23 protein-coding genes are annotated in these 26,730 nt (G+C 75.4%); 11 read left to right on the top strand and 12 right to left on the bottom strand.

Annotated features, from left to right (window positions below; all coding sequences use genetic code 11):
• Nucleotides 1-322 precede the first annotated feature (322 nt).
• On the bottom strand, nt 323-1,795 hold the full coding sequence (locus ACZ6ZI_RS23645; RefSeq protein WP_469523969.1) for an MFS transporter: 1,473 nt from the start codon (nt 1,793-1,795) through the stop codon (nt 323-325).
• Nucleotides 1,792-3,243 (bottom strand): alkyl sulfatase dimerization domain-containing protein, encoded by a 1,452-nt coding sequence (locus tag ACZ6ZI_RS23640; RefSeq protein ID WP_469523968.1) that lies wholly within the window; start codon nt 3,241-3,243, stop codon nt 1,792-1,794. The genes ACZ6ZI_RS23645 and ACZ6ZI_RS23640 overlap by 4 nt, the downstream gene beginning before the upstream one ends.
• Nucleotides 3,244-3,401: 158 nt before the next feature.
• On the opposite strand from ACZ6ZI_RS23640, the gene ACZ6ZI_RS23635 reads away from it, so the two are divergent.
• The gene (locus ACZ6ZI_RS23635; RefSeq protein ID WP_469523967.1) at nt 3,402-4,631 is read left to right on the top strand and encodes a PucR family transcriptional regulator; all 1,230 of its coding nucleotides are present in this window, start codon (nt 3,402-3,404) and stop codon (nt 4,629-4,631) included.
• 53 nt (nt 4,632-4,684) lie between these two features.
• Here ACZ6ZI_RS23635 and ACZ6ZI_RS23630 read toward each other — a convergent pair whose 3' ends face one another.
• On the bottom strand, nt 4,685-6,040 hold the full coding sequence (locus ACZ6ZI_RS23630) for an MFS transporter (RefSeq protein ID WP_469523966.1): 1,356 nt from the start codon (nt 6,038-6,040) through the stop codon (nt 4,685-4,687).
• A gap of 1,136 nt (nt 6,041-7,176) precedes the next feature.
• On the opposite strand from ACZ6ZI_RS23630, the gene ACZ6ZI_RS23625 reads away from it, so the two are divergent.
• Nucleotides 7,177-7,362 (top strand): hypothetical protein, encoded by a 186-nt coding sequence (locus tag ACZ6ZI_RS23625; protein ID WP_469523964.1) that lies wholly within the window; start codon nt 7,177-7,179, stop codon nt 7,360-7,362.
• 80 nt (nt 7,363-7,442) lie between these two features.
• Here the strand turns inward: ACZ6ZI_RS23625 and ACZ6ZI_RS23620 are convergent, their stop codons facing one another.
• Nucleotides 7,443-7,631: a hypothetical protein gene (locus ACZ6ZI_RS23620; protein WP_469523962.1), complete on the bottom strand. Its 189-nt coding sequence runs from the start codon at nt 7,629-7,631 to the stop codon at nt 7,443-7,445.
• Between the two features lie 206 nt (nt 7,632-7,837).
• On the opposite strand from ACZ6ZI_RS23620, the gene ACZ6ZI_RS23615 reads away from it, so the two are divergent.
• The 5 genes from ACZ6ZI_RS23615 (at nt 7,838) to ACZ6ZI_RS23595 (ending at nt 14,711) form a co-directional block, all read left to right on the top strand.
• Entirely contained in the window at nt 7,838-10,528 is a 2,691-nt protein-coding gene (locus ACZ6ZI_RS23615) for a helix-turn-helix transcriptional regulator (RefSeq protein ID WP_469523961.1), read from the top strand.
• Between the two features lie 412 nt (nt 10,529-10,940).
• The gene (locus ACZ6ZI_RS23610) at nt 10,941-11,936 is read left to right on the top strand and encodes an AMP-binding protein (RefSeq protein ID WP_469523959.1); all 996 of its coding nucleotides are present in this window, start codon (nt 10,941-10,943) and stop codon (nt 11,934-11,936) included.
• Between the two features lie 181 nt (nt 11,937-12,117).
• Nucleotides 12,118-13,239, top strand: a complete 1,122-nt coding sequence (locus ACZ6ZI_RS23605; RefSeq protein ID WP_469523957.1) for an FUSC family protein — start codon at nt 12,118-12,120, stop codon at nt 13,237-13,239.
• Nucleotides 13,240-13,414: 175 nt separating this feature from the next.
• Nucleotides 13,415-14,380 (top strand): alpha/beta fold hydrolase, encoded by a 966-nt coding sequence (locus ACZ6ZI_RS23600; RefSeq protein ID WP_469523956.1) that lies wholly within the window; start codon nt 13,415-13,417, stop codon nt 14,378-14,380.
• A 163-nt stretch (nt 14,381-14,543) separates the two neighbouring features.
• Nucleotides 14,544-14,711: a hypothetical protein gene (locus tag ACZ6ZI_RS23595; protein WP_469523954.1), complete on the top strand. Its 168-nt coding sequence runs from the start codon at nt 14,544-14,546 to the stop codon at nt 14,709-14,711.
• 66 nt (nt 14,712-14,777) lie between these two features.
• On the opposite strand, the gene ACZ6ZI_RS23590 is transcribed toward ACZ6ZI_RS23595, so the two are convergent.
• The 3 genes from ACZ6ZI_RS23590 to ACZ6ZI_RS23580 form a co-directional block, all read right to left on the bottom strand.
• On the bottom strand, nt 14,778-15,803 hold the full coding sequence (locus ACZ6ZI_RS23590) for a Gfo/Idh/MocA family protein (protein ID WP_469523952.1): 1,026 nt from the start codon (nt 15,801-15,803) through the stop codon (nt 14,778-14,780).
• A 15-nt stretch (nt 15,804-15,818) separates the two neighbouring features.
• Complete coding sequence (locus ACZ6ZI_RS23585; RefSeq protein WP_469523950.1) at nt 15,819-16,958, bottom strand: Gfo/Idh/MocA family oxidoreductase; 1,140 nt, start codon at nt 16,956-16,958, stop codon at nt 15,819-15,821.
• Nucleotides 16,959-17,109: 151 nt separating this feature from the next.
• A complete protein-coding gene (locus ACZ6ZI_RS23580) occupies nt 17,110-18,633 on the bottom strand; it encodes a peptide MFS transporter (RefSeq protein WP_469523949.1) in 1,524 nt (507 codons plus the stop codon).
• A 484-nt stretch (nt 18,634-19,117) separates the two neighbouring features.
• Here ACZ6ZI_RS23580 and ACZ6ZI_RS23575 point away from each other — a divergent pair, with 484 nt between their 5' ends.
• On the top strand, nt 19,118-19,453 hold the full coding sequence (locus ACZ6ZI_RS23575) for a transglycosylase family protein (protein WP_469523947.1): 336 nt from the start codon (nt 19,118-19,120) through the stop codon (nt 19,451-19,453).
• A gap of 137 nt (nt 19,454-19,590) precedes the next feature.
• On the opposite strand, the gene ACZ6ZI_RS23570 is transcribed toward ACZ6ZI_RS23575, so the two are convergent.
• Entirely contained in the window at nt 19,591-20,604 is a 1,014-nt protein-coding gene (locus tag ACZ6ZI_RS23570) for a hemolysin family protein (protein WP_469523945.1), read from the bottom strand.
• Nucleotides 20,601-21,941, bottom strand: a complete 1,341-nt coding sequence (locus ACZ6ZI_RS23565; protein ID WP_469523944.1) for a hemolysin family protein — start codon at nt 21,939-21,941, stop codon at nt 20,601-20,603. The genes ACZ6ZI_RS23570 and ACZ6ZI_RS23565 overlap by 4 nt, the downstream gene beginning before the upstream one ends.
• A 402-nt stretch (nt 21,942-22,343) precedes the next feature.
• Between ACZ6ZI_RS23565 and ACZ6ZI_RS23560 the strand changes: the two genes are divergently transcribed.
• The 3 genes from ACZ6ZI_RS23560 to ACZ6ZI_RS23550 all read left to right on the top strand — a co-directional run bounded on the left by ACZ6ZI_RS23560 (nt 22,344) and on the right by ACZ6ZI_RS23550 (nt 24,252).
• A complete protein-coding gene (locus ACZ6ZI_RS23560; RefSeq protein ID WP_469523943.1) occupies nt 22,344-22,565 on the top strand; it encodes a hypothetical protein in 222 nt (73 codons plus the stop codon).
• A gap of 81 nt (nt 22,566-22,646) precedes the next feature.
• Complete coding sequence (locus ACZ6ZI_RS23555) at nt 22,647-23,651, top strand: sporulation protein (protein WP_469523941.1); 1,005 nt, start codon at nt 22,647-22,649, stop codon at nt 23,649-23,651.
• A 145-nt stretch (nt 23,652-23,796) separates the two neighbouring features.
• Nucleotides 23,797-24,252, top strand: coding sequence for a tellurite resistance TerB family protein (locus ACZ6ZI_RS23550; protein ID WP_469523939.1), 456 nt, complete (start codon nt 23,797-23,799; stop codon nt 24,250-24,252).
• A 45-nt stretch (nt 24,253-24,297) separates the two neighbouring features.
• Here the strand turns inward: ACZ6ZI_RS23550 and ACZ6ZI_RS23545 are convergent, their stop codons facing one another.
• From ACZ6ZI_RS23545 to ACZ6ZI_RS23535, 3 genes are all read right to left on the bottom strand, one after another.
• On the bottom strand, nt 24,298-25,227 hold the full coding sequence (locus tag ACZ6ZI_RS23545; protein ID WP_469523937.1) for a M56 family metallopeptidase: 930 nt from the start codon (nt 25,225-25,227) through the stop codon (nt 24,298-24,300).
• 6 nt (nt 25,228-25,233) lie between these two features.
• The gene (locus tag ACZ6ZI_RS23540; RefSeq protein ID WP_469523935.1) at nt 25,234-25,635 is read right to left on the bottom strand and encodes a BlaI/MecI/CopY family transcriptional regulator; all 402 of its coding nucleotides are present in this window, start codon (nt 25,633-25,635) and stop codon (nt 25,234-25,236) included.
• A gap of 118 nt (nt 25,636-25,753) precedes the next feature.
• The gene (locus ACZ6ZI_RS23535; RefSeq protein WP_469523933.1) at nt 25,754-26,638 is read right to left on the bottom strand and encodes a GNAT family N-acetyltransferase; all 885 of its coding nucleotides are present in this window, start codon (nt 26,636-26,638) and stop codon (nt 25,754-25,756) included.
• Nucleotides 26,639-26,730 lie beyond the last annotated feature (92 nt).

Genomic DNA, 26,730 nt, shown 5'->3' with positions numbered 1-26,730 from the left:
CGGTCCGGCGGTCCGGGCGGCGTCCGCCGGACCGACCGGCCGGACGACGCGCCACCCCGGGCGCGTCGGTGACCGTCGAGGCGTACGGCGCCCACCGCGAGGTGCGCGCACCGCACCCCGAACGAGGACCGAGGCGACCCATGGACACGTCGAAGCCGAACCCCTCCCGCACCGGCGGGCCCGAGGCGCCCGGGGCGGACGCCCCCGGTACCCCGACCCGTGCCCGCACGCGCTTCCCGCGCCGCGGCCGAGGAAGCGACCCCACCCCGCCCGCAGACCCCCACCACCGCCCGGCGCCCCCGCTGTTCGGCGCCCCGCACAGTTAGACCGCCGCGTCCGGGGGCTCCTGATCCCCGTGGGCCGGGCCGCCGGCCTCGCCGCCTCGTCGGTCCGGCGGGTCGGGGCGGCGACCGCGTACCCGTGGAGCCGACTGGCCGGCCCCCTCGGGCGGGACCGCCAAGCGGTCCGCGTCCCGTTCGGGGCGCAGGAACAGGGCGGCGAGCGTTCCGGCGAGCGCGAGCAGGAGCGCGGTGAGGAGCCAGGCCCGCCCGTAACCGGTCACGGCCTCGGGGGCGCCGTCGACGATCCGCCCCAGCACCACCGGCGAGACCACCCCGCCCAGGGACGACACGCCGACGACGACGCCGAGGACCGGTCCCCGACGGTGCGCCGGCGAGATCCGGGCACACACCGTCTGGCCGACCGTCATCATCGGTGCGCACAGCGCCATCGGGCCGCACATCATCGCCACCTTCAACCACGGCGGGCCGACCACGAACGCGGCGACCGCCGCGGCGGCGCCGACCATCAGCAGACCCGGTCCCGCCCCGGCGGGCACCAGGCCCGCCCGGGCGCCGCGTGCGCCGGCGCGGCGGGCCAGCAGGCCGTGCGTCAGCAACACGGCGGCGTTGGCGAGCGAACCCGCCGCCACCGCGAGCCCCGTCGCCCCGGCGGACCAACCCAGGGCCGTGTGCAGGTAGTCGGGGACCCAGGTGAGCTGGGCGCTGATCTGCCAGTAGACCGCGAAGCAGGCGAAGCCCGCCGCGAGCACGCTCGGAGAGGCGAGGATCCGGCCCGGTGACGGCCCGTCGTCTGCCCCCGGGGCCGCGGGGCCGCCCGACCCGCCGGCCTCGCCGACCGGTGGAAGGGGGCCGGCCCCCACCGGCGGAGCGAGCGGTCCCTCCCGCCCCCGCAGGGCCCACACCACAGCCCAACCGATCCCGGCCAGCCCCACGGTCCCGAAGGCCCACCGCCACCCCCACGCGGCGATGACCCAGGTCAACACGGGTGCCGCCAGGGCGACGCCCGCCGCCGCGCCGATCAGCAGCACGGCCGTGGGCAGCGTGCGGTCCCGCTGCGCGAACCACCCGTACAGGTGGTGCGCCGCCACCGGGGCCGCCGGGCCCTCCGCGGCCCCGAGCAACACCCGGGTGGCGATCAGCACCCCCAGCCCGGCGCTCGGCCACAGCATCGGCAGCTGCGCCGCGGACCAGGCGAGGGCCATCGCCAGCAGCAGGACCGAGCTGCGCACCCGCCGGGTCAGCAGGGAGACCCCGATCGCGGAGAGGGAGAACAGGGCGAAGAACGCCGCCTGCGCGGAACCGAACTGCTTCCTGGTGAGACCGAGTTCGTCCATGATCTCCGGCCCGGCCAGGCCCAGTACGGCCTTGTCCGCGAAGTTGACCACCATGAACAGCACCAGCAGCCGGGCGGTCGGCCAGGCACCGGGGAGGTACGCGTCGGGAACCCGCTCCCTCGCGTCGCCGACCCGCCTCGCGTCGCCGACCGGCCTCACGGCGCGGCGTCGCCGTCCCGACCACCGGCCCCGACGGCATCGGCGGCGCCGGCCCCCGCCGGATCGTCCGCCAACCCCACACCGACCCGGCCCGCCGCCCGCTCGGCACCCTGCGGGGTGCGGGCCAGCTCCGTCGCCACGTCCGTCCCCTCCACCACCGCCGAGGACTCCGCCGCGGCCCAGGCGAAGATGCCGCGGGCCATGGTCGAGGTCTCGATCCCGGCCCGGTGGGCGTACACCTCGGCCCGCACCCGGGCCACCTCCTTGTCCCCGGGCGCGGCGAGCGCCGCCGTCTCCGCCAGGTGCGCGGCCAGGCGCGGCCGTCCGTCCGCCAGCAACTCGGCCGCCCGCGCCGCCAGTACGTGCGCGCCCCCCGCCGCGCCGGCGAACTCGACGGCCACCTCCGCCTCCGGCGCCGGCTTGAGGTGCGCCGGGTTCTGGTCGTACCAGCCTCCCCACAGGCGCCACAGGTTGCGTACGACGAACTCCGGCTCGTCGTACGCCGGACGCAGGTACGGCCTGTCGAGCAGGGACTCCGGGACCCGCACCCCCCGTACGACCTCGTCCAGGCGCAGCCCCTGGTTCATCAGCTCGCGCGTACGGTCGCACAGCGTCTGGAGCAGGACGGCCGTGTCGGTCAGCGCCTCCCGCACCCGCCCCGCCCCGACGATGGGCACGCCGTGACCGGGCAGCAGGACCTCGGCCCCCAGGTCGGCCATGGCCCGCAGCGCGGCCGCCCACTCCTCCGGATAGCGCTGCGCCTTCTGCGGGTTCCCCGCGTTGGGCGTGTTCCAGATGAACAGGTCGCCCGTGCACAGCACCCCGAGCTCGGGCACCCAGACGTAGGTGTGGTCGTCGGTCTCGCCCCGGGCGTGCACCAGCTCGAACGTGAGACGTCCCTGCCGCAGGGTGCGACGGGTCCGGTAGGAGCTGTCCGGGTAGCGGTACTCGGTGGGCCAGTCCAGCCACGGCACTCCGAACTGCCTCCGGTTGATCCAGGAGTTGTAGCCGTCGGTGCGACGGTAGCGGTCGAAACGGGCCGCCACGGCCTCGTGCGCCACCACCTCCGGCCGGTGCTCCTCGGCGTCGAACGGACCGATCCCGCCCACGTGGTCCACGTGACCGTGGGTGAGGACCACCGCCGCCACGCGGGCCGCGGAGAAGTTCCGTACGGCCGTGTGCCGCTGCGGCGCGGACAGCACGTCCCCCGAGTCGACCAGCACCAGCCCGTCGCCGGTGTCGAACACCACGGAGTTCGCGAACCCCGGGCAGAAGCCCACCTCCTCGCGCAACCGGATCAGCCGCTCCCCGGACCAGACGCCGGTGAGGTGGTCCTCCAGACCCGCCGTCCCGTGCCAGACGCGATCGGCGTAGGCCAGGTACTCCGGGGACCGGTCGGGCAGCTCCGGGCCGTCGGGGAACGGCTCGGGAACGACGGATGCGCTCATGGACCCTCTCCTTCTGCTTCCGCTCGTACGCGCGAACGACGGTTCCGCGCTCGCACCGTGAGTCTCGGCGCCCGGGGAGCGCCCCGACACCGTCCCTCGTCACACAAGGCGGGGCCGGTTAGGGTGACGCGTCACATCTCCGGCCCCCTGGAGGGCACGTGGTATCCGAGGCCGCCCGCACGCTCGCCGTCCGCTGCGAGGGGCGCGCCAACTCCCTCGCCCGGAAACTGAGCAGGGAGGTCTTCGAGAGCGTGCCCGGGTACGCCGAACTGCCCCCGGAGATCAAGGACCTGGAGATCGCGGCCACCGTCCGGCACGGCGTACGCCTCTTCCTGCGCGGCGTCGCCCACCCGCCCGCCGACCCGGACGGGTACGCCCTCTTCCGGGAACGCGCCGCCCGGCGCGCCGAGGAAGGGGTCCCGCTGCACCTGCTGCTGCGCACCTACGCGCTCGGCGTGCACGGCCTGTGGCAGGTGATCCGGGAGGAGGCCCGGCCGGGCGAGAGCGCGGCGGTGGCCGAACTCGTCGACCTGCTGCTGCGCGCCCAGACCGACGTCGTGGGGGTGGTGACGGAACGCTACCTGGCGGAGCGGGAGGCGCTCGCCGCCGAGCGCGCGGCGGACGGCACGCGACTCGCGCACCGGCTGCTGGACGGCGGACTCGGCCCCGAGGACGTCCGGCACGCCGCCGTGGACCTCACCGGCCCGCTCCTCGTCCTCGCGCTGGGAGCCGAGCCCGCCGCCCCCACCCCACCCGGTGGGCCCGTCGGCCACCACCGGCGGCTGCGGGGCCTGCGGACCGCCCTCGCCCGGATCCCCGGCGCCGCGGCCACCGCACTGCTGGCCGAGGAGCCGGAGGGCGGGGACCTCGCCGGGCGGGCCGTGGTGCCCGGGTGCGCCGGCGTCCCCGCAGGCCTGGCCGCGCACCTGTCCGAGGGGTATGGGGCCCCGCTGTACGTCGCCGCGGCGCACGCCCCGGATCCGGCCGGGGTGCCCGAAGCCGCCAGGACCGCGGCCGAGATCGTACGGATCGCCCGCGCGAGCGGTCTGCCGGCCGACCGCGTGCACCGACTGGACAGCGTCCTGCTGGAGTTCCACCTCTCGCGGCCCGGTCCCGGCAGCGACAGCATCGCCGGCCTGCTGGACCCCGTCGGGCACCGCCCGGAACTGCTGGCCACGCTGCGCAGCCACCTGGAACTGCGTCTGGACCGCCGGGCAACCGCCGCCGCCCTCGGCGTCCACCCGAACACCGTGGACAAACGCCTGGCCCGGCTGACCGCCCTGACCGGCCTCGACCTCTCCTCCCCCCGGGGCACCGCGCTCGCCCTGGCCGCCCAACTGCTCCGTGAGACCCGCCGCCCCGCCCACGGCGACCGGGACGGCGCCTGAGCGACCGGGCCCCGACCCCTCCCACGGCACTGCGCGGGACACCGACCGACCCCTCACGCCTCGGCGGTCGCGGGCCGCCGTGCCGTCAGGGCGATGGCGCTCCGGGTCCGCGCCCGCGCGGGAGCCGTGCGGACGGCGGACCGCGTACGGACCACGGCCACGGCCGCCACGACGGCGATGGCGACGCAGCAGGCACCCGCCAGGGCGAACGCCGCGCGCGCCCCGAAGGCCTCGGCGGCCACGCCGGCCAGCGGGGCGCCCGCGGCGGCCGAACCCAGCGTCACCAGCATGGCCAGCCCGGCCACCCGGCCCTGGAGCCCGGGCCCCGCCTCCATCTGCACGGCCGTCGCCGCCGTGGTGGTGAAACACAGCGCGGCGATCCCGACGGGGACGAGCAGCGCCCCGAAGGCCGCCATCGACGGGGCGAAACCGGCCGTGATCTGGAGGGCGCCGATCGACGCGGCGCAGACCGCGAGGGTCCGCAACGGGCAGGTCCGCAGCCGGGCGGCCAACAGGGCGCCGAGCAGGGACCCGACGGCCAGCAGGGCGCTGAGCGCGCCGAAGGACTGCGGTGCGGCGCCGAAACCGTCGGTGGCCAGGGCCGGCAGGAGGACCGGCAGGTTGATCCCGAACAGGGCCATGAGCCCGCTCAGCACCAGTGTCCACCGCAGCCGCGGACGGGCCGCGAGGACCACGAGGGCCCCGTGGCGCCGGGCCGGGACGTCCGCGCGAGCGCCGGGCGCCCGGTCCAGAGCCTGGACGTGGCGCGGGGCGAGCAGGACGACCGCGCAGAGCACGGGGGTGAACGTACAGAGCAGGAAGGCCCAACCGGTGCCGAGGCAGCCGATGACCAGACCCGCGGCGGCCGGTCCGAGGATCCGCGCCAACTGGAAGTTCGCCGTCGCCAGTCCGGTCGCCGCGCGGCGGTGCTCGGGCGCGACCAGGCGCGGGATGAGGGCCTGTCGGGCCGGCCCCTCGACCGCCGTCATCACGCCGAGCGCCCCGGCCAGCACGCACACCGACCACATGCGGGCGGTACCAGTGGTGACCAGGACCGTCATCGCGAGCGCCAGGAGCGCGGCTGCCGCGTTGCACCACACCATCAGGCGCCGGGGCCGGTGGCGGTCCGCGATCGAACCGCCCCACAGGCCGAGGAGCAGCGCGGGCAGGCACTGCACGGTCACCACGAGGCCGACCGCAGCCGCGCTCCCGGTGAGTTGCAGCACCAGCCAGTCCTGGGCGGTGCGCTGCACCCAGGTTCCGGTACCGGCCACGGACTGGGAGAGCAGGAAGAGCCGGAAGGCCCGGGAGGCGAGAGGACCGTTGCCGCGGTCGCGACCGCGCAGCTCGCGCAGGGCGCGGGGGAGGGCGGTGACGGACGGGGCGGTGCTGTGCGGGAGGGGGGACATGGCACGTTCGCTCCTGGGCGTGGCGTGGAGTTCCTCGCGGTGGCCGCGCGAACGGTGCGCGGTCCGCCGGTCGGCTCCGGTGGCTCCTCGACGCTAGGAGGGAAGTCCGGGCTGCGGATTCCTCCGGACGGTCGGCGGAGGGGAGGAACCGCGTGGTCGCGGGCGGTCGGGCGGGCGGACGCGTTCGTCCGGTCGGGGGGCCGAACGGATGACGGGCGGGCCGGGAGCCGGACGGTTCAGTGGAGGGGTCGGCGCAGGACACGGAGCCGGGCGCGGCCGTCCCCTCCCGGGCCTCCCCACCCCCGGCAGGCACGCCGCGCCCGTCTCCGTGGTGCCGACCGCCCCGCACGCGACCTCTCGCGCGCGGGGCGGTCGGTTCGCGTGAAAGCGCTCACGCGCTCACGCGCTCACGCGCTCACGCGCTCACGCGGTCAGGAGCAGGCAGTCCCACGGCACCGCGAGGGACCACGGCAGCAGTCCGGCGTACCGCGCCGGCGCGAGGCAGGTGCCCGCCGCCCCGTTGAGGAACCCGAGTCCCGTCCCCCGGCCGCCGCCCGGCCGCCCAGCACTTCCCGGTCCCGGGCGTCGTCGAGGCCGGGAGCAGGCGGTCCGCACACCACCCGGACGTGGATCTCCGCGGACCGAGGCGGAGGCTCCGCGGACGGAGAGGTCAGACGGTCGACCAGGGCATCGGTGAGGACGCCCTCCCCGCACGCTCCGCCGCCCCCACCCTCACCCTCCACCTCAGCTTCACCCAGTTCAGTCGCCGGCCGGCGTCGGGCGGCCGGCGGCGGCACGGGGTCGGCACAGCCGGTCGTCATCCAGTTGGGCACCGTCAGGTCCCGGCCCCGGACACCGGACGCACCGGCGCCCGCGCCGTACGTGTCCCGCGTACGTCGTCGCCGAGGAAGTGCGCGTCCACGGTTCCTCCTCCGTCGAGCCGGCGGGGCGGTCCCACCGGGCGCGCCCCCCCGGGAACCGTCGCCGCCGGCTCCCGTCCTGCGACCGGACGGTTCCCGGGACGACCCGGTCCGCCCGCCGTGGTCCCGCCCGTCATCCGGTCGTATGACGGCGGCCGGTCGCGGGCGGGGCGACGATGGCCACCTTTTCCGCTCGCCCCGTTGGGAGGACATCTCATGGAGAACGACCCGCCCGTCACCGCTGCCCCGTCGCCCGGTCCGCTCCTCACCCTCGAACGGCTCGATGCCCGGGGGCCCGCACGGGACGCCTGGGCGAAGACCTTCTGCGTCTTCTGCATGGGCACCTGCATGCAGGTCAAGACGGACGTCCCGCCGCGCCGCAAGGGCCGCGGGCGCCCGTAGGAGAGGAGGTGGAGGAACGAAGACGCGGACAGCCGACCGCCCTTGACCCGGTACGCGGACCGGATCAAGGGCGGTCCTGGTCAACGGGCCGCGCCCGCCCCGTCGCCGGAGTGGCGCGCCGGCGGTTCGACGAAGGTCGTCGGGGCGTTGAAGCAGTAGATGCAGGAGCACCCGCGCTCCTCGGACCCGGTGCGGGGCAGCGGCGTCGGAACGAGGCTGATGTCGCTCGCGCTTGCGGTGGTGGTCGAGGTGAGTACGGTCTCGGACACGATTCCTCCTGGACGACTGGACGTTCGGTCCGCACCAGCACACCAGCGGCCCGCCGCGCGTCAGGTCATCCGATCGGACCACGCGTCGGACGGTCCGGACGCGACGCGGCGGCCCCGAGGCGATGCGACGACACCCCGCGTCGTCCGATCGGGGGTACCGGCGAGGCCCCCCGACCGCACCTACTGTGCGGATGACGGAGAACCACGTGTCCGGCACGACATGGCCGCTGACCGGGCGCGGGGCGGAGCTGGAACAGTTCGCCGCCGCGTTGGACGACCCCTCCCTCGGGGCCTTCCTCGTCTTCGGCCCGCCCGGTGCGGGCCGTTCCCGGCTCGCCGCCGAGTGCCGGCGCCGGGCTGCGGGGGCGGGGCACCCGGTGTCCGTCGCCCGGGCCACGGCCGCGGCCGCGCGGGTGCCGCTCGGCGCCCTCGCGCACCTGCTGCCCCCGGACGTCTCCGCGACCCGACCGGCCCACCTCTACTCCCGGACCTCGGCCCGGCTGCCCCGCCGCGCCACGGGCCGCGGCCGGCCGGTGCTGTTCGTGGACGACCTGCACCTGCTCGACACCGCCTCCACGGTCCTGATCCGGCAACTCCTCGACGCGCGGCGGGTGTTCCTGCTCGCCACCGTCCGTACCGGCGTGCACGACAGCCCCGGTGCCGCCGCCGCGGCCGTCATGGCCGAACAGGACACCGTCCGGCGGGTGGACCTCGACCCCCTCGACGAGGAACGGACCGCCGCCCTGCTCAGGAACGCCCTCGGACGGCCCGTCACCGGCAGGGCGGTCGCCCGCCTGCACCTGCTGTCGGGCGGCATGCCCCTGCCGCTGCGCGAACTCGTCCGCGCGGCCCTCGCTGCGTCCACCCTGACGAGCGACGGCGCCGTGTGGGACCTGACCTCCACGGACGTCGCCCTCACCCCGCACCTCGCGGGCCGACTGCGGGCCCAACTCCGGGCCGGCGGCCCGATCCGGGACCTGGAGGTGCCGGCCGTGTGCGGCCCCTGCCCGCTGGCGTACGTACGCGAACACCTCGATCACGACCGGATCGCCGCACTGGAACGCACCGGGCTGGTCGCCGTCACCCGCGACGGCCGCCGCACCACGGTGCGCCTGACCCAGCCGCTCCACACGGTCGTCCTGCGCCGCGACGTGCCCGAGGTCCGCGCCCGGCGCCTGCTGCTGCACTACCTGGCCTGGAACGAGGAGCGCGGATCCCGCCGGAGCGGCGACCGGGGCATGAGGGCCGCCCTCACGCTCCGGGCCACCGGCCGCAGCCTGCCCGGCGACCTGGCCGAGGCCGTCCGGCACGCCGCCGACTTCGAGGACCTCGACCGGGCGCGCGGGCTCCTGGAGTCCGTGCCGCGCGCACAACGCGACTACGAGGCCCTGCACCTGTTGGGCCAGGCCCTGTTCCGGGCCGGGGACTGCACCCGGGCGGAATGGGCCCTCGCCCAGGCCGCCGCGCTCGCCGGCGACGAGCGGGAGGTCCGCGACACCCTCGCCGCCCGCGTGCACAACTTCGTCTACGGGCTCGGCGACGCGACGGACCGCGGCCGCGCCGCGATCGAGGCCATCGAGGAGTGCGGGCCGCGGGTCACGACCGCCGTCGGCCGCGGCGAGCTGTCCCTCCTGAGGGCCACGGTCGCCGCCGGAGCCGGCGAGTTCCGGCGCGCGCTGGAGCTCTGCGCGGCGTTCACGGGCTCCGGGGCGTCGTCCCCGCAACCCGTGCCGGCGCCCCTGGCCCTGCGCGCCAAGCTCCTGGAGGCCCTGTCCCTGGCCTGTCTGGGCCGGGCCGACGAGGCGGTGACCTCGGCCCGCGCCGCGGTCGAGACGCGGGCGTCCACACCCGTGCCGACGTCGCCACCGGCACCGGGGCCGGATCCGTACGCGGAGGTGACGGCGGCGGTGGCCCTGGACACGGTCCTCGTCAGCGTCCTCACGGCGGCGGGGCGACTCGGGGAGGCCCTGACGTACGGGACCCGCACCCGGGGCGGGCACCGCCCCTTCGACCCGTACGAGAGCAGATGGCTGGTGATGGCACTGGGACGGGCCGCGCTGGCCGGCGGCCGACTGGAACAGGCACGTCTGATGTTCGCCGAGGTCGTCCGGGCCACCCGCACCCAGCGCGCGGCCCTGTTCGCCGAGGCCCTGTGCCTCCAGGCCGCCGCCGCGGCCCAGCAGGGAGACCTGGAGGCCGCGAACCGCGCCCTGGACGAGGGCGGGCGGGCCGCCCCGCCCGGCGCCGCCCTCCCGGACCATGCCTTCGGCGCCGCCTGGACCGCGGCCTGCCGGGGCGAACTCGGCCGGGCCCGGGACCTGCTCGCCGCCGCCGCCGAACAGGCCCGCCTCCTCGGGCACACCTGGCGCGAGTCGGTGCTGCTGACCGATCTGACACGACTGGGCGGAGCCGCCGACGCGGCGCCGCGCCTGAGCGAGATCGCCGCCGATCTTCCCGAGCCCGGGCACGTGGCCCGCTCGGACCTGGCCCGGGCCTGGCGCGACGACGACCCCGACCGCCTCCTCGAACTGGCGGACCGGTTCCACGCCCGCGGGGCCGACCTCCTCGCCGCGGAAGCGGCCTCCACCGCCGCCGCGACCCTGCGCGCCCAGGGCCGTGCGCGCCGGGCCCAGGCCGCCTCCCGTACGGCCGCGACCCTCCTCGACCGGTGCCAGGGGGCCCTGACCCCCGCGCTGCGCACGGCCCACGCGGGCAACCGGCTGAGCACACGGGAGACCGAGATCGCCTTGCTGGCCTCCCGCGGTGTCTCCAACAAGGAAATAGCCGCGGACCTGCGGATATCGCCGCGCACCGTGGAGAACCACCTCAACCGCGTCTACCACAAGCTCGGCGTGGACGGCCGAGGGGACCTCATGGCCGCCCTCCGTCCCCACTGACACGGCCGCTCACCGGGCCCGCGCAATGAGTGGTGAACACTCACGACGCGCGGATCCGGCCGCCCTAGATTCCGACCCGGCGGCACGGGGCCGCCACACCGGAGGAGAAGAGGGGCGGGCGTGGGAGACGAGACGTACGACAGCGGATGGGACCTGGGCAGGCAGTGGAAGTGACCCCGGCGCGGAGCGGGAGTCGGAGCGGGAGGCGGAGCGCGAGGCGGAGTGCGAGCGGTCGCGCCGCGTCCTCCCCCCGTTCCTCCGGACGGAGGGCGAGGAAGACCTCCGCGGATTCCTAACGTTGTCGGGTCCCCGAGCGGGCGTACGGCGCGCCGCCGCGCCACCACGCGCGGCGCACGCAGCACACGCGGCACGCGCGCCGCGCCCGTGCTCCCGATTGCGAGTGTCACCAGCCATGAACCAGCGCGACACGGCTTCCCCCACCCCGACCGGAACGCCCCTGACCGACACCACCCTGCCCGGCCTCTTCGAGGCGCAGGTCGCGCGCACGCCGTGTGCGCCGGCCGTGGCGGGACCCGACGGGGTGGTGAGCTACACCCGGTTGAACGAGGGGGCGAATCGGCTGGCGCGGTATCTGGTCGCCGTCCACGCGGTGGGCCCGGAGGACGTGGTGGGCCTGGCGGTGCCGAGGTCGACGGTGGCGATCACGGCGTTGCTGGCCGTGTCGAAGGCGGGGGCGGCGTACCTGCCCCTGGACACGGCGCACCCGGCGCGCCGGACCTCGGCCGTCCTGGAGTCGATCGCTCCCCGGTTGCTGTTGACCACGCGCGAGCAGGCCGCGGCGCTGCCGCGGACCGGGACACGCCGGATCCTGGTGGACGAGCTGACGTGCGCGGGCTGGTCGGCGGCCGATCCGACCGACGGGGACCGGACCGCGCCCCTGCGCCCCGAGCACCCGGCCCGGCTCCTCCCCACCCCCGACCCCACGGGCACCCCCGAGGGCGTCGTGACGACGCATGCCGGCCTCGTCGGCCCGGCGGTGAACCTCGAACGACGGTTCGCCCTGGACGGGACGAGCCGGGTGCTGCAACTCGCCTCGACGAGCCTGGACGCGGCCTCGCTGGAACTGCTGATGGCCTTCGCCTCCGGGGGGACGCTCGTCCTGCCGCCCCCCGGCCCCCTCGCCGGCGAGGCACTGGCCCGCACCCTCACGGACCACCGCGTCAGCCACGCGCTGGTGCCCCCGGCCACCCTGGCCACCCTTCCCCACGACGACTTCCCGCACCTGCGGACCCTGGTGGTGGGCGGCGAGGCCTGCCCGGCGGAGCTCACCACACGGTGGTCGGCGGGCCGCCGCATGATCGACACGTACGCGCACGCGTACCCGTCGGACGAGGGGGTGTGTCCGGCACCGCCGGGTGCGGTGGGCCGGACGAGGACCAAGGGCTGACGGCCCCGCATCCGATCACGGTTCCTCCGGCGGATGGTCCGAAGGCAGGACGACCCGTGCGGCGGCCCCTGGTGTGCTGGGGCCCGTAGTCGAACTCCCGCCCGACCGCCGGGCGACGAAGGGGGTTCGACGACAGGCCCCAGATCCGGACACCCCACCCCCACCCGCACGAAGGACCGCCATGGACCGCCCCGGCCACCGCCCCGCAGGACGCGCCACCGCCGCGTCCGCCACCGGGACCGCCTCCGTCCGGGCGGCCGTCGCCCTGGCCGCCCCGCTCGCCGTCGGGCTCGCGGCCCACCACCCCGAGTACGGCGCGCTCGCCTCCCTCGGCGCCCTCCTCGGCGTGCTCACCGCCACCGCGCCCGCCCGCCGGACGCGGCTGCGCACGGTCACGGCCTCCCTCCTGCTCGGCGCCGCGGGCGCCGCCCTCGGCGGACTCGTCGACGGCCGGGGCTGGACGGCGTTCGCGGTGCTGACGGCCCTGGCCCTGCTCTCCGGGATGCTCTCGGCGCTCGGACGCGCCGCCTCACTGGCCGGGCTGATGCTCCTGCTGAACGCCGTCCTGGCGGCCGGGGTGCCCCCCACCGGCACGCCGTGGTGGCTCCCGCCCCTGCTGGTCGCCGGAGGCGGGCTGCTCGTCCTGGCGCTGTGCCTGCCCACCGGACTCCCGGGTGCGGGAGCCCGGCGCGCCGGCGCCGCCGCCCCGGCGCCGCCCGCACCGCCCGCGTCCCGTCGGCCGCGCGCCTTCCTCGCCTCGCCCGCCCCGTGGTGCTACGGCCTGCGCCTGGCCCTGTGCGTGGGCCTCGCACAGGCCCTGGTCGTCCTGATGCCGTACGAGCGGGCCTACTGGGTTCCCGTCACCGTGGTCTTCGTCCTCAAGCCGGACCTCGGCTCCGTCTTCTCGCGCGCCCTGCTGCGGGCCGCCGGCACGGCCGCCGGGCTCCTGATCGCCGTCGCGGTGTTCGCCGCCGTGCCGCGCGGCTGGTGGGAGCTGCCCGTGCTGATGCTCCTGGGCGCGCTGCTCCCCGTCCTGTCCCGTCGCGGCTACGGCTTCCAGACCGCGGCCGTGACCCCCGTCATCCTCCTGCTGTCCGACTTCGGAAACCTGGAGGGGGCCGAGCTCGTCGGCCAGCTGATGGAAGACAGCCTGATCGGCTGCGCGATGGCGCTGGTGGTGGGCCACCTCCTGTGGCCGGGCGCCCGACGGAGGCGCCCGGACGCCGGCCGCACCGCCGACACCGCCGCCGCGGGCGAGGCGTCCGTACGTCCCCGACCGCGACCGCTCCCCGTCGGCCGATGAGCCGGGCGCGGGCGGGCGTTCGTCCTGCCCGGGGGCCGATCGGACGACGCGGCGGGGCAGGCGCGACGGGTCCACTGGTCGGATCGGTGCGGCACCCCGCCGGACCCGCCTCCGCGCTCCACCCCGACACCCGGCGACGGCCGCACCTTTCCCGACCGGAAAGGCGACGAGTCCGATGGAGTACGCGCACGACGACGAGTACCGGCACGAGCACGAGCACGACACCGGTACCGGTACCGAGGCCCCGAACCGCCCGTCGGCAGGACGGACGCGCGTCGACGGTCCCACCCCGGTGCGGACCGCCCTCGCGGTCGGCCCCCACGTCCACACCGCCCTCGCCGCCGGTCCGCACGGCGGCGAGAAGGTCCTGCTCCTGCACGGCTTCCCCCAGTTCGCCGACTCGTGGACGGACCAGCTCACCCACCTCGCCCGCGCCGGATACCGGGCCCTCGCCGTCGACCAGCGGGGCTACGCGCGGGGCGCGCGGCCCGACCGCGCGGCCGACTACACCGTCCACCGGCTCGTCGGGGACGCCCTCGCCTTCGCCCGCACCCTCGGCGACGGGCCCTTCCACCTGGTGGGCCACGACTGGGGCGGCCTGATCTCCTGGGCCTTCGCCACCGAGCACCCCGAACTCCTCGCCTCGCTCACGGTCCTTTCCACCCCGCACCCGCGGGCCCTCGCCGCGGCCCTGCGGTCCGATCCCGACCAGGCCCGCCGCAGCGCCTACGTCCCACGCTTCCGGCAGCCCGGTGGCGTCGCCGAGGCCGACCTGCTGGCCGACGGCGCGGCCGCCCTGCGGCGGGTCTACGGGGACTCCCTGCCGCCCGACCGCGTCGACTCCTACGTCGCCCGGTTCGCCGAGCCCGGCACGCTGACCGCCGCACTGAACTGGTACCGGGCACTGCCCGACACCCTCACCGTGCCCAGCGGCCGCATCCGCGTCCCCACGCTGTTCGTCTGGGGCGACCGGGACGGCGCCCTGGGTCGCACCGCGGCCGAGGGCACCGGCGCCTGGATCGACGCCCACTACCGTTTCGAGGTCCTCGAAGGCGCGGGCCACTGGCTGCCGGACGAGCACGCCGACCGGGTGGACCCGCTCCTCCTGACCCACCTCGCGGCCCACCCGGCCGGCTCCTGAGCACGGGTCCTCCCACCGGAGGGCGTTCACCCGGACCGTCGTCCGTCGGGAGGAACCCGCACCCGCACGGCGGTTCCCACACTGGAGTCGACCGCGCGGGACCGGACCGCGTTCCACCGCGGGGCCCCGCACCCCCCTTCGCAGGAACCAGGAATGAGGAACCATGGTCGAGAACCGAGTCACCCCGTCCTTCCACCTCGGATTCAGCCCCGTCCCCGTCGGCGCCACCACCCGGCCCGCGCTGCTGTGCCAGCCGTGCTCCCGGGTGTCCACCGTCCGGCGTGCCGCAGCCCGGCAGGGCGTGGCGGAGGCGAAGCGGACCCGCTCCTGAACCCCGCGCGGCCGTCGGGGTCGGCTCCGGCCGGCCCCGACGGCCGCGTGTTCGCGTGTTCGCGCGTCACGGGGCGGCGAGCAGCACCGCCTCGTACACCTCCATGACCCGGCGCGCGAACTCCAGGGTGCCCAGGGTCGCCGGGCGTCCCCGCAGGACGCTTTGGCAGAAGTGGTCCAGTTCGGCGTGGATCCCCTGGACGAAGTGCGACTGGTTCTCCAGCGCGGCCCTGCTGTGCTGCGGCTCCCACGTGATCAGCCCGCCGTCCGCACCCTCGGGCGCGAAGCCGGTCGTGACCCCGTACTCGTAGGGGATGCCCCGCTGGAACGTGACGCGGCTGCCGTTGAGGATCTCGGCCGTGCCGTGCTCGGCGACGAACGTGTACTGCTCGAACGGTTGCGACATCGTGAGGTTCTCGCTCATCTGGAGCACCCCCAACGCGCCGTCCGCGAAGCGGAGCACGCACACGCAGTCGCCCAGCCCGCCGCGGTGCACCTCGACCGCCTCCACCGGGCCGCCCGCGGCCAGCAGCAGGGACAGCGGGTGGCAGCCCTCGGCCAGCCAGTGGCAGGCCTCCCGCCGGTCCGGCAGCTCCCCACCGGTCTCGGGCACCGACAGGGCGTACCGGGCGTACAGGCTCGTGAGCCGTCCCGTTCCGGGCGACGCCAGCAGTTCCAGCGCCTTGCGCGCCGCCGGCATGAACACCTTCTTCAGGCCGACCACGACGACCCGGTCGCCGCGCGCGGCGATCACGGGGTCGAGGTCGGCGGCGCGTACCGCGGGTGGTTTCTCCATCCATACGTGCAGCCCGTGCTCCAGGGCCTCGACCGCCAGTGCCGGATGCTCTTGGGGCGGCGCCGCCAGCAGGACGGCGTCGAGCGACTGCCCCGCCAGCATGTCGCGCTGGCGCGTGTAGGGGACCGCGCCGTACTGCCGGGCCGTCAGGACGGCCAGGCCGGCGTCCACGTCGCACACCGCGTCGAGGCGCACCGGGAGGTTGTTGAGTGCGGGCAGCAGGGTCCGGTAGCCGTGTCCGCCGAGACCGACCAGGCCGACGCGCAGCCGCCGGTCGTATTCGCGCTGGTAGGACATCTCCTCGTCGCCTTCCTATCGGGCCGCGGGCCGCACCGCGCGGTGGCGGGGGTCCGCGGATCGTGCCGTCGCGACGCACTCCTCCAGGAGCGCGACGTGGCCGATGCAGTGCGGGGCCGGCGCGGGGTTGGCCGCGGCTCCCGCGAAGTAGCCCAGGATCCGCCGCAGATGGCGGCCGAGCGGGTCGTCGTGCACCGTCCGCGGCGGTGCGAGCGGCAGGCCATCGCGCAGCACGGTGAGCGTGCCCTCCTCGCGGTCCCGGTCGCCCGTCGGGGCGAACGTGCCGATCACCCGCCACCGGTGGCCCGCCCGGTCCACGGCCTCGACCCGCAGCACGCGGTGCCGGCGGGGCGACCCGTACGGGATCGGGGGGTGGTCCGGGAAGCGGGGACGGCCGACGAGCGAGGTGTGGAGGACGACCTCGCACCCGCCGGCGGTGCGGTAGGAGATTTCGGCGCCGTCCTGGGGCGGCGAGCCGTCCGCCCCCCAGGGCCCGTCGAAGGCGCAGGCGGCGGGGGAGGCGGGCGTCATGCGCACGCCGAGCCGGCGCCCGAGCGCGTCGAGTACGCCGAGCAGGTGGGGACCCTCGTACCCGAGCGCGCCCAGCGCCCGGTCCTCGAACCGGCCCCGGGCCCGGTCGGGCCCGCGGTGCTTGGTCATCTCCACGACGACCCGTACCACCGCGGCGCCGGGCACCGACAGCACGGCCGCCGCCACCGCCTCGGGTATTGCCGAGGAGAGGTAGTGCTCGTCCACGCTGACCCGGCCGAGGTGGGCCTCCAGCAGCCGGTACATCCGCGGTACGTCCCGAGGGGCGCAGACCGGCTTCTCGACGATCACGTCCGCCCGCGGTGCCAGCCGGCCGATCCGACGGAACACCGCCGCGTGCGCGGCCGTCGGGGCGCAGATGCTCCACAGGCCCACCGACCGGGGGTCGCGCACCTCGTCGAGGCGGCCCACGATCGGGACGCCGGGGGCGAGCGCCGTCCCCGCCCGTCGGGGGTCGACCACGGCGACGGTCCGCACCCCCAGCTCCGTCAGCTTGGCCCGCTGGAGGCGCCCCATCACCCCGTGGCCGACCAACACGCAGGTCGTCGCCGCCGACGGGGCAGGGGGGCGGGGTGCGGGTCGTGTGGTCGCGGACCGGTTCACCATCGTCTTCCTCCCGTTGACGCGTCGCCGGCCGCCGCCGGTGGGCGGCGCGCCGGAATGTCACCGTAGGGACGCCGCCCCGCGCGCCGCGTCCTGCGTTCGGACTCCGCCGGGGACGAAGGACCCCGCGCCGGGCCGGGTGCGGACGGGCGGTTCAACGCGTCGTCCGTTGCCAGGAGTCGACCCGCGCGCGCCTCAGGAAGAGGGCCGCGCCCGCGAGGACGGCCAGGCAGCCCTCGGCGGCCACGACCGCCGTCGTGCCCAGGTCGACCCCGGACAGGACCAGGAGCGAGGCCACGCTGTCGCCGGCCGTCACGGCCAGGAACCAGATCCCCATGGTCTGGCTCGCGTACTTCAGCGGAGCCATCCTGGTGGTCACCGAGAGGCCGACGGGCGACAGGCACAGCTCGCCGACGGTCTGGATCAGGTAGATCGACACGAGCCACAGGGGACTGACCTTCGCACCCTCCCCGGCCATGGCCATCGGCACGACCAGGACGAGGAAGGAGACCCCGACCAGCCCGAGGCCCAGGGCGAACTTCGCCGTGGTCGTCGGCTCCCGCCCGCGCCGCGCCAGGTGCAGCCAGCCCCAGGCGAACAGCGGCCCCAGCAGCATGATGAACACCGGGTTCGCCGACTGGAGCCACGAGCTCGGGAACGCGAGGCCGAACAGCCGGCCGTCGGTGGAGTTCGCGCCGAAGACCGCCATGGTCGAGGCGCCCTGGTCGTAGACCATCCAGAACACGGCGGCGGCCGCGAAGAGCCACACGTAGGAGCCCATCCGGGACCGCTCCGCGGCGTCCAGTTCCCTGTCGCGCAGGATCCGGACCAGCACGCCGACGGGGATGGCGACGCCCGCCACCGCCAGGGGCACCAGCGCCCACTTCAGGGTGTAGTGCCCGGACAGGACGAGCGCGGCGTAGCAGAGCACGACGACGACCGCCCAGAGCGCGCACCGGCGGGCGAGGGAGGCGAGCACGCCGCGCTCCAGGGCCCGGGGGACGACGTCGCGCGGGCCCCGCAGGTGCCGGGTGCCCAGCACGAACTGGACCAGGCCCAGGGCCATTCCCGCGGCGGCGAGGGCGAACCCCAGGTGCCAGGAGTACTGCTGGCCGATGGTGCCGATGACCAGCGGGGCCAGGAGGGCGCCGAGGTTGATGCCCATGTAGAACACGGTGAAGCCGCCGTCGCGCCGGGGGTCGTCCGGCCCCTCGTAGAGGTGACCGACCAGGGTGGAGACGTTCGGCTTCAGCAGGCCCGAGCCGACGGCGACCAGGGCCAGGCCGCCGAAGAACGGGGGCAGCCCCGGCACCGCCAGCAGCAGGTGGCCCGTGATGATCACGCACCCGGCCACGACGACCGTGCGCCGCGGCCCCCACAGCCGGTCGGCCAGCCAGCCGCCGGCCATGCAGGGCAGGTACACCATGGCCATGTAGAGCGAGGTGATGGCCAGGGTGGTGGACCCGTTCATGGCCAGACCGTGCCCCTGGGAACCGGCCGCCGCGTCGGGCCCGCCCGAGATCAGGTAGAGGGGCAGGAGCGCCCTCATGCCGTAGAAGCTGAACCGCTCCCACATCTCGGTGAGGAAGAGCGTGGCCAGTCCGCGGGGGTGCCCGAAGAAGGTCTTCTCGGAGATCCCTCCGCCCTGCGGGGCGGGAACCCGACTCGTGGTGGTCATGGCGTGCCAATGCTCGGGGGATCGGGAAACGTGCGGCCTCACGGCCTCACGGCCTCACGGCCTCACGGCCTCACGGCCTCACGGCCTCACGGCCGACGCCGGGCGTTTGCCCGGGCGTACGAGGCCGTGCACCCGCCACTCTCGCGCCGTGCGCGGGCGCGCGGCAGACCCGTACGACGCTTCGTGGGGCGCACGCCGCATCGGCCGGAGGGGGCCGCGCACCGGCCCGGGGCCTCCTCCGATCGGAGGCTTGCGGGCCGGGTGGGGCCGGGCCGCCGCCCCGCCGCCGCAGCCGGTGGCCCCGGGTGTACGACGTCGATCGGTACGGGGCGGGTCGTCGCCCCGTACCCCCGGTCGGTCGATCCGCTGCCACCGCCGGCCCCGCCAGGGTGGTCGCGGGGAACCGGCTGCCGACCGCCGACCGCCGACCGCCGACCGCGGCCCGTCGGCAGCCGACCGCCGAACGCCAACGAAGGGATCGACCATGTTCGCCGCACGTGCCCTCGCCGCCGTCCTCCTCACCGCGGGCATGGCCCTGCCGCTCGCCGGCGTCTCCCCGGCCCGCGCGGACGCCTCTTCCTCGACCTGGGACCGGGTCGCGGCCTGCGAGTCCGGCGGGAACTGGGCGAGCGACACCCACAACGGCTTCAGCGGTGGCCTGCAGTTCACCGCGACCGACTGGAAGGCCTTCGGCGGGGACCGGTTCGCCGCCCGAGCCGACGAGGCCGGGCGCGGGCAGCAGATCCAGGTCGCCCGGAACGTCCTTCGGGCACAGGGCCCGCGGGCGTGGCCCGTGTGTGGCGAGGCCGCCGGCCTGTGACACCCGCCGGTGCCCGCCGCTGATCGGACCCAGGCCCCTCGGGTGAAGCGGAGGAGGCCGGCCCCGTGACGGGACCGGCCTCCTCCGGTCGGCCTCCGGACTTCCGGGGCCTGCGGGACTTCCGCGGCTCGCCGCGGTCAGACCGCTTCGCCGACGAGTTCCTCCAGGACGTCCTCCATGGTGACGAACCCGATGACCGCGCCCGCCGCGTCGGTGACGGCCGCGAGGTGGGTGCCGGCGTCCCGCATGGCGTCCATGGTGTCGTCGAGCGGGGTCGTCTCGGGGACCGCGGTGACGGTGTGGAGGCGGTCGGCCGGGAACGGCGCGGTGCGGTCGCTCACGCCGAGGGCGTCCTTGATGTGCAGGAAGCCCATGACCTCGCCGGCGTCGCCGGTGACGACGAGGCGGGAGAAGCCGTGGTCGGCCGCCGTGCGCTCCAGGCGGCGCGGCGTGATGCCCAGCGGTACGGTGACGAACTCCGCCCGGGGGATCATGATCTCGCCGACGGGCCGCTTGCCGAGGGTCAGGGCGTCCCGCAGTCGTTCCCCCTCCTCGGGGGCGAGCAGCCCCGCGGCGCTGGAGTCCTTGACCAGTCGGGCCAGCTCGTCGTCGGTGAAGACGGCCCCGACCTCGTCCTTCGGCTCGACCTTCAGCAGCCGCAGCAGCGTGTTCGCGAAGGCGTTGATGCCGAAGACGAACGGGCGCAGGGCGCGGGTGAGGGCCACCAGGGGCGGTCCCAGCAACAGGGCGGTCGGCGCCGGCGCGGCGAGGGCGATGTTCTTCGGGACCATCTCGCCGACGAGCATGTGCAGGTACGTCGCCGCGGTGAGGGCGATGACGAACGCGATGGGGTGGACGAGCGCCTCGGGGACCCCGATGGCCTCGAACGGCGGCTCCAGCAGGTGGGCGATGGCCGGTTCGGCGACCGCGCCCAGCACCAGGGAGGAGACGGTGATGCCGAGCTGGGCCGTGGCCATCATCGCCGAGAGGTGTTCGAGCGCCCACAGCGTCGTCTTCGCGCGGCGGCTCCCCTTGAGGGCGGCCGGTTCGATCTGGCTGCGGCGGACCGAGATCAGGGCGAACTCGGCGCCGACGAAGAAGGCGTTCGTGATCAGCGTCAGGGCGCCGATCAGCAGTTGGATCGCGGTCATCGGCCCTCCTCCGGCCGGTGGTCCCGCGCGGAGTCGCCGGCGGGCGCGACGACCGTGAGTCGGTCGGCGCGGTGGTGGTCTATGTCGAGCACGGTGAGTTCCCAGCCGTCGACGGTCGTCGTGTCGCCCGCGACGGGGATGCGCGCCAGTCGGGTCGCGACCAGGCCGGCGAGGGTCTCGTAGGGGCCCTCGGGGACGTCGAAGCCGATCTCCGCGAGCTGGTCGAGACGGACGCCTCCGTCGGCTTCCCAGACCTTGCGGCCGTCCTGCTCGGGGCCCTCGATGAGGTCGGCGACCTCGATCGGGTCGTGCTCGTCGCGGACCTCGCCCACGACCTCCTCCACGATGTCCTCGACGGTGACGACGCCGGCGGTGCCGCCGTACTCGTCGATGACGACGGCCATGGTGCGGGCCTTGCGCAGCCGCCCGAGGATGGTGTCGACGGGCAGGGAGTGCGGCACCAGCAGCGGGGAGGTCATGAGGTCGGACACCGCCGTCAGCGGGCGCTTGTCCTCGTCGAGGTCGAGGACGTCGCGGATGTGGACGGTGCCGACGACCTCGTCGAGGGTGTCGCGGTAGACCGGGAACCGGGACAGGCCGGTGGCCAGCGTCAGGTTCGCGGCGTCGGCTGCGGTGGCGTGCAGTTCCAGGGCCTGCACGTCGATGCGGGGCGTCATGACGTTCTCGGCGGTCAGCTCGGACAGGTGCAGCGTGCGCACGAACAGTTCGGCCGAGTCCGCTTCGATCGCGCCCTCGCGGGCGGAGTGGCGCGCGAGCGCCACCAGCTCCTCCGGGGTCCGCGCGGAGGCCAGTTCCTCGGCGGGCTCCAGACCGAAGCGGCGGACGAGCCGGTTGGCCGTGTTGTTGAGGTGGCGGATCAGCGGGGCGAAGGCCGCCGTGAACGCGCGCTGGGGACCGGCCACGACCTTGGCCACGGCCAGGGGGCGTGAGATCGCCCAGTTCTTGGGGACGAGCTCGCCGACGACCATGAGGACGACCGTGGAGAGCGCCACGCCCAGCAGGGTGGCCGTGGTGGAGACGGCGCCGGCGGGCAGGCCCGCGGATTCCAGGGGGCCGCGCAGCAGGGCCGAGACGGAGGGCTCGGCGAGCATGCCGATCACCAGGGAGGTGACGGTGATGCCGAGCTGGGCGCCGGACAGCTGGAAGGTCAGCCGCTTGGCGGCCTTCAGCGCGCCTTCGGCGCCCCGTTCCCCGGCGGCGGCGGCACGTTCCAGCTCGCCGCGCTCGACGGTCGTCAGGGAGAACTCGGCGGCCACGAACACCGCGCAGGCGAGCGTGAGCACCAGGGCGAGGAGGAGCAGCAGGATCTCGGTCACCGTGCCACCTCCGCTTCCCGGCTCGGACGCTGCGGGTGGGACGTGGCACGGCGTGGACTGGGAGGTTCACCCATTGCGGGTCTACTGCTCCTTCTGCTCTCGCGGGCCGCGTCGCGCGGCCCGGGGGTGGTCGGGTGGTGATCGGTGGGGAGGGACCCCACCCCAATAGTAAAGGAAGGGCAAAGCGTCGGCGGGGTCGCGTCTCGTGGGTGGATGTTTTCCGGCCTTGCTTCCGGAATATTCCGAGATGTGGCCTGCGCGTGGCCTTGCCGCCCCTATGCTTCTACAGCTTTGTAGAAAAAGCGAGAGGCGGCCGCCTCCGGGATCTCGACCGGCGCCGTGCCGCGGCTTCCGTGTGCCCGCGCTCTCGCATCCGTCGCCTGACCCGTGGAGGGAACCGCTGTGGCTTCGATCGATCTGAGCAAGGTGCTGGACAAGGCGTGGGCGGAGAAGGGCCTGCCCGAGGTGCTCGCGGCGCCCGTGTCGGCGCTCAAGGGGGTCAGCGAGCGCCAGGGCGGCCTCCTGGAGGAGGCCTTCGGGGTCAAGACCGTCGCCGACCTCGCCGACCTGAAGTACGCCCACTGGGCGCGGGCGCTGGCGACGCTGGACGCCTCCGTCAAGTAGCCGCGCGCGGGGTGGCCGGCCCGGCCGCGCCACCCCGCTCGTCGGTCATCACCCGTACAACCGGAAGGAGTGGACACCGCGATGGTGTTCAAGAGACTGCTCGGCTCGCTCGGTGTGGGCGGCCCGGCCGTGGACACGGTGCCGGACCCCTTCGCCGCCCTGCCGGGCGGCACCCTCGGCGGTCAGGTGCACATCAAGGGAGGCGCCGCGGACTTCACGGTCGAGCGCGTCACCCTCGAACTGATCGCCCGGGTCGAGGCGGAGCACGAGCGCGGCGAGTCCGACGGCGTCGTCGTCTTCGAGCGCTTCACCGTGGCCGGCGGATTCCGCCTCGCCGCGGGGGAGGAGCGCGACATCCCCTTCGCGGTCACCCTGCCCTGGGAGACGCCCGTCACCGAGCTGCACGGGCAGTCGTTGGGCGTCGTCCTGGGCCTGCGGACCGAGCTGGGCGTCGCCGCCGCGAAGGACAAGGGCGACCTCGACCCCATCGCCGTCCGGCCGCTGCCCGTCCAGGAGGCCGTCCTGGAGGCCTTCGGGCAGCTCGGGTTCGGCTTCGGGTCCGCCGACCTGGAGCTCGGGTACATCCGCGGCACCGGACAGCGGCTGCCGTTCTACCAGGAGATCGAGCTGACGCCCCCCGCCGCGTACGCGCACCGGGTGGAGGAGATCGAGGTGACCTTCCTCGCCGGCCCGGACGCGGTGGAGGTCGTTCTGGAGGCCGACCGGCGCGGCGGGCCCTTCTCCGACGGCCACGACATCGTGGGCCGCCACACCGTCGCCCACGCCGACGTCCCGCACCGGAACTGGAACGCGGAGGTCGAGGGCTGGATCCGGCACCTGGTCGAGCACCGCGCCGGCCATGACGGAGGACTCGGCGGCGACCTCGGCGGAGCCCGGTACGCCGACAAGGGCCACGGCGCCCACCGGGGCCCGGGCGTGGGAGCGGTCGTCGCGGCCGGAGCCGCGGGCCTGGCCGTCGGTGTGGTCGGCGGCCTCGTCGCGGCCGAAGTCGTCGACGAGGTGGGCGACTTCTTCGAGGGCGACGACGGCGAGGGCGACGACGGGGACGAGGGCGACGAGGCGTAGTCGCCCGCCGCGGGCCCGGACGGGGTGTGCGGCGCGGGGGTGATCACCTGCGGGCACACCCCTGCTGGTAACTTCTACAGAGTTGTAGAAACAAGGGGCTTCGGGTGTCCGCCCGGAGCCACCGCCCGAGGGATGTGGAGTGGGCATGGCACTGTGGGACCGGATCAAGGAATCCGCATCGACGATGCAGACCCAGCTGGTGGCCAGGAAGAACGACCTCAAGAGCGGCGCCTTCCGCGACGCGAGCATGGCCATGTGCGCGCTGGTCGCCGCCGCCGACGGCACGGTCGACCCGTCCGAACGGCGCCGCGTGGCCCAGCTCATCATGACCAACGAGGTGTTGCAGAACTTCGACGCCACCGATCTCCAGCGCCGCTTCGACGCCAACCTCGACAAGCTGCTGGCCGACTTCGACTTCGGCAAGGTCGCCGTCCTCCAGGAGGTCGCCAAGGCGCGGAAGAAGCCCGCCGAGGCCCGCGCGGTCGTCCAGATCGGCATCGTCATCGGCGGCGCCGACGGCGACTTCGACAAGACCGAACAGGCCGTGGTCCGGGAGGCCTGCTACACCCTCGACCTGCCGCCCCACGAGTTCGACCTCTGAGCGCGCGACGGCGCCCGCGCGACGACCGGGCGGGGCCGCCACCCCCTACAGGGGCGTGGCGGCCTTGAGGATGAAGAACAACGTGACCGCGGCGTTCGCCGACGACAGCGCGGAGACCGCCGCACCGACCGTCGCCCCCCACACCGCCAGCCCGACGGCCGTGAACACCGGAGGCCAACGCAGCGCGGCCGGCGCCGGAGCCAGCAGCGCGGCCACCCGCCGCGGCACCGGACCCGCGACGGCGAAGTGGGCGAACGCCCCCGCCGGCGCGGAACCCCGTACCAGAGCCGCCTTCGCCACGGCCCGCGCTACCCCCCGGCGGCTGCCCGTCACCGCCGCCGCGTCCTCGTCGGCCCACCGCTCGGTGGTGTAGGCCACCGAGGTGCACAGCGGACGCAGGAACGGATTGGCCCGGGCGGCCAACCGCACCACCAACAGGAACCGGTGGTGGCGCGCGGCGAGATGGGCCCGCTCGTGCGCGAACAGGGCGCGCCGCTCGCGCCCGTCGAGGGCCGCCAGCATCCCGGCGCTCACCACGATCCGCCCGCGCCGCCCCGGCACCGCGTAGGCGTAACCCGCGTCGTCGGGCAGCACCGTCACGCTCCGCCGGGGCAACCCGGCCAGGGCGCGCACGGCCCCGCGCCGCACCCGGAAGTGGCGCCACGTGATCGAGGCGCACCCGGCGAGGGCGGCCAGCAGCGCCGGGATGGCCGCCTTGCCCGCCACCTCGTCGTAGGGCACCGCGTCACGGACCTCCGGATCGGACCAGCCGTCGGGCAGCGGGTTCCCGGGCAGCTGGGCGGTACCGACCACCATCAGCAACGCCAGGCACAAGGTGCTGCAGACCGCGAGGACGGCCGCGATGGCCGTCAACAGCCACGTCGCGGTACGGGGATGGAGATGGTGCTCGGCCAGCCGCGCGATGGGCCACGCGGTGAACGGGAGCACCAGGGGAAGGAAGACGAAGACCCCCATGGGAGCTCAGCGTTCTCCCTCGTCCTCGGCCTGCGCGAGCAGACCCCGCAACAGCTCCTCGTCCCCCGGCGAGAGCGAGGTGACGAAGCTCGTCAACACCGCCTCCCGGTCGGCCTCGCCGTCCAGGACCCTGCGCATCCGCAGCGCCGCCAGCCCGGCCTCGTCGGCCACCCGGACCCACTCGAAGGAACGGCCCACGCGCTCGCGCTCCACCGCCCCCTTGGCGTGCAGCCGGGTCAGGATCGTGATGACGGTGGTGTAGGCCAGCGCCCCCGGCAACCGCTCCTGCACCCAGGCGACGGTGACCGGCCCGGGCGCGGTACCGAGTACGGCGAGGATCTGGGACTCCAGCTCGCCCTGCCCGCGCCGCGCGGGCGACGCGCCCGCCGTGCCGTGCCCGTCCACCATGCCGGGGCCTCCCGTCCGGGATCGTGTTCCACCTGAGGTGGGCCCCATCGTACGCAGCCCGGGCCGCCGCTCCCGCCGGGGCGGCCGGGCCGCGGCCCGGACTCCTGCGCGGCGCGGCTCACGCGGGGTCGGGGACCGGGTCGAGGAGCGGGTCGAGGTCGATCGACCGGTACTCCTCCAACACGGTGAACCCCGCGCTCTCGTACAGCCCCATCGCCACGTCGTTGCCGCCGAACACGTTCAGCATCAGCACCTCGTCGCCGCCCTGCCGGGTGGCCCACGCGCCGACCGCCATCGCGGCCCGACCGTAGCCCCTGCCCCGGTGCTCCTCGTACACCTCCAACGAGAAGCCGAACGTCACCCCCGGCAGGAAGGCGTGGTTCACCCACCCGGTCCCGACCACGACGCCCTCGGCCTCCATCGCGTAGAACGCGTGCCCCGGGGTCGCGTACCCCCGCGGCAGGAGCCGGGCGAAGTCCCGGTCCGACTTGGCCTTCGCCTGCTCCGGGGTCATCGCCCCGGCCCGCACCATGTCCGCGACGTAACCGGCCTGCTCACCGGCCAGCCAGCGCGGGTACTCCTCCTCGGTGAGGCGCCGGGCCGTCAGGCCCGCCGGGAGCTCGGGAACCTCGGCCACGGCCCGCATGCGGTTCTGCGCCCGCACCGGATAGTCGGCGAACGCCCCCGCCCCGCCCGTGAGTCGCACCGCCACCCGCTGCGCCCCGCGCTCGGCGCACCACCGCTCGGCCCACTCGCGTCCCCGCGGCGTCGTGAGGTCGTGTATCCGGCCCACGAGGGCGCCGTCCTCCTCGCGGACCTCGACGGCCGCCCACCCGGCGCCGTCCGTGGCCACCGTCCAACCGTCGATCCCCTCTACGGCCTTTTCGAGAAGGGCCCGCGCCAACGGCTCGGAACAGCCCGCTTCCCGGTACCCGGCCAACACCCGCCCCTCGAACTCGCCGCGCCACACACCCGTTTCGGAAATGATCTCCATCTGCTGCATGGGCCCACCGTAGGCACCCCCACCGACAGAGCCCCACCGATATTTCCGGGCGAGGGTCACCGGCGATGGCGCACGCACCCGCTCGGCGCGCG

The organism is Streptomyces sp. NPDC103540 (genome assembly GCF_055584445.1).
Note: the sequence above shows the minus strand (reverse complement) of the source record. Positions and strands in the feature narration are given on the sequence as shown.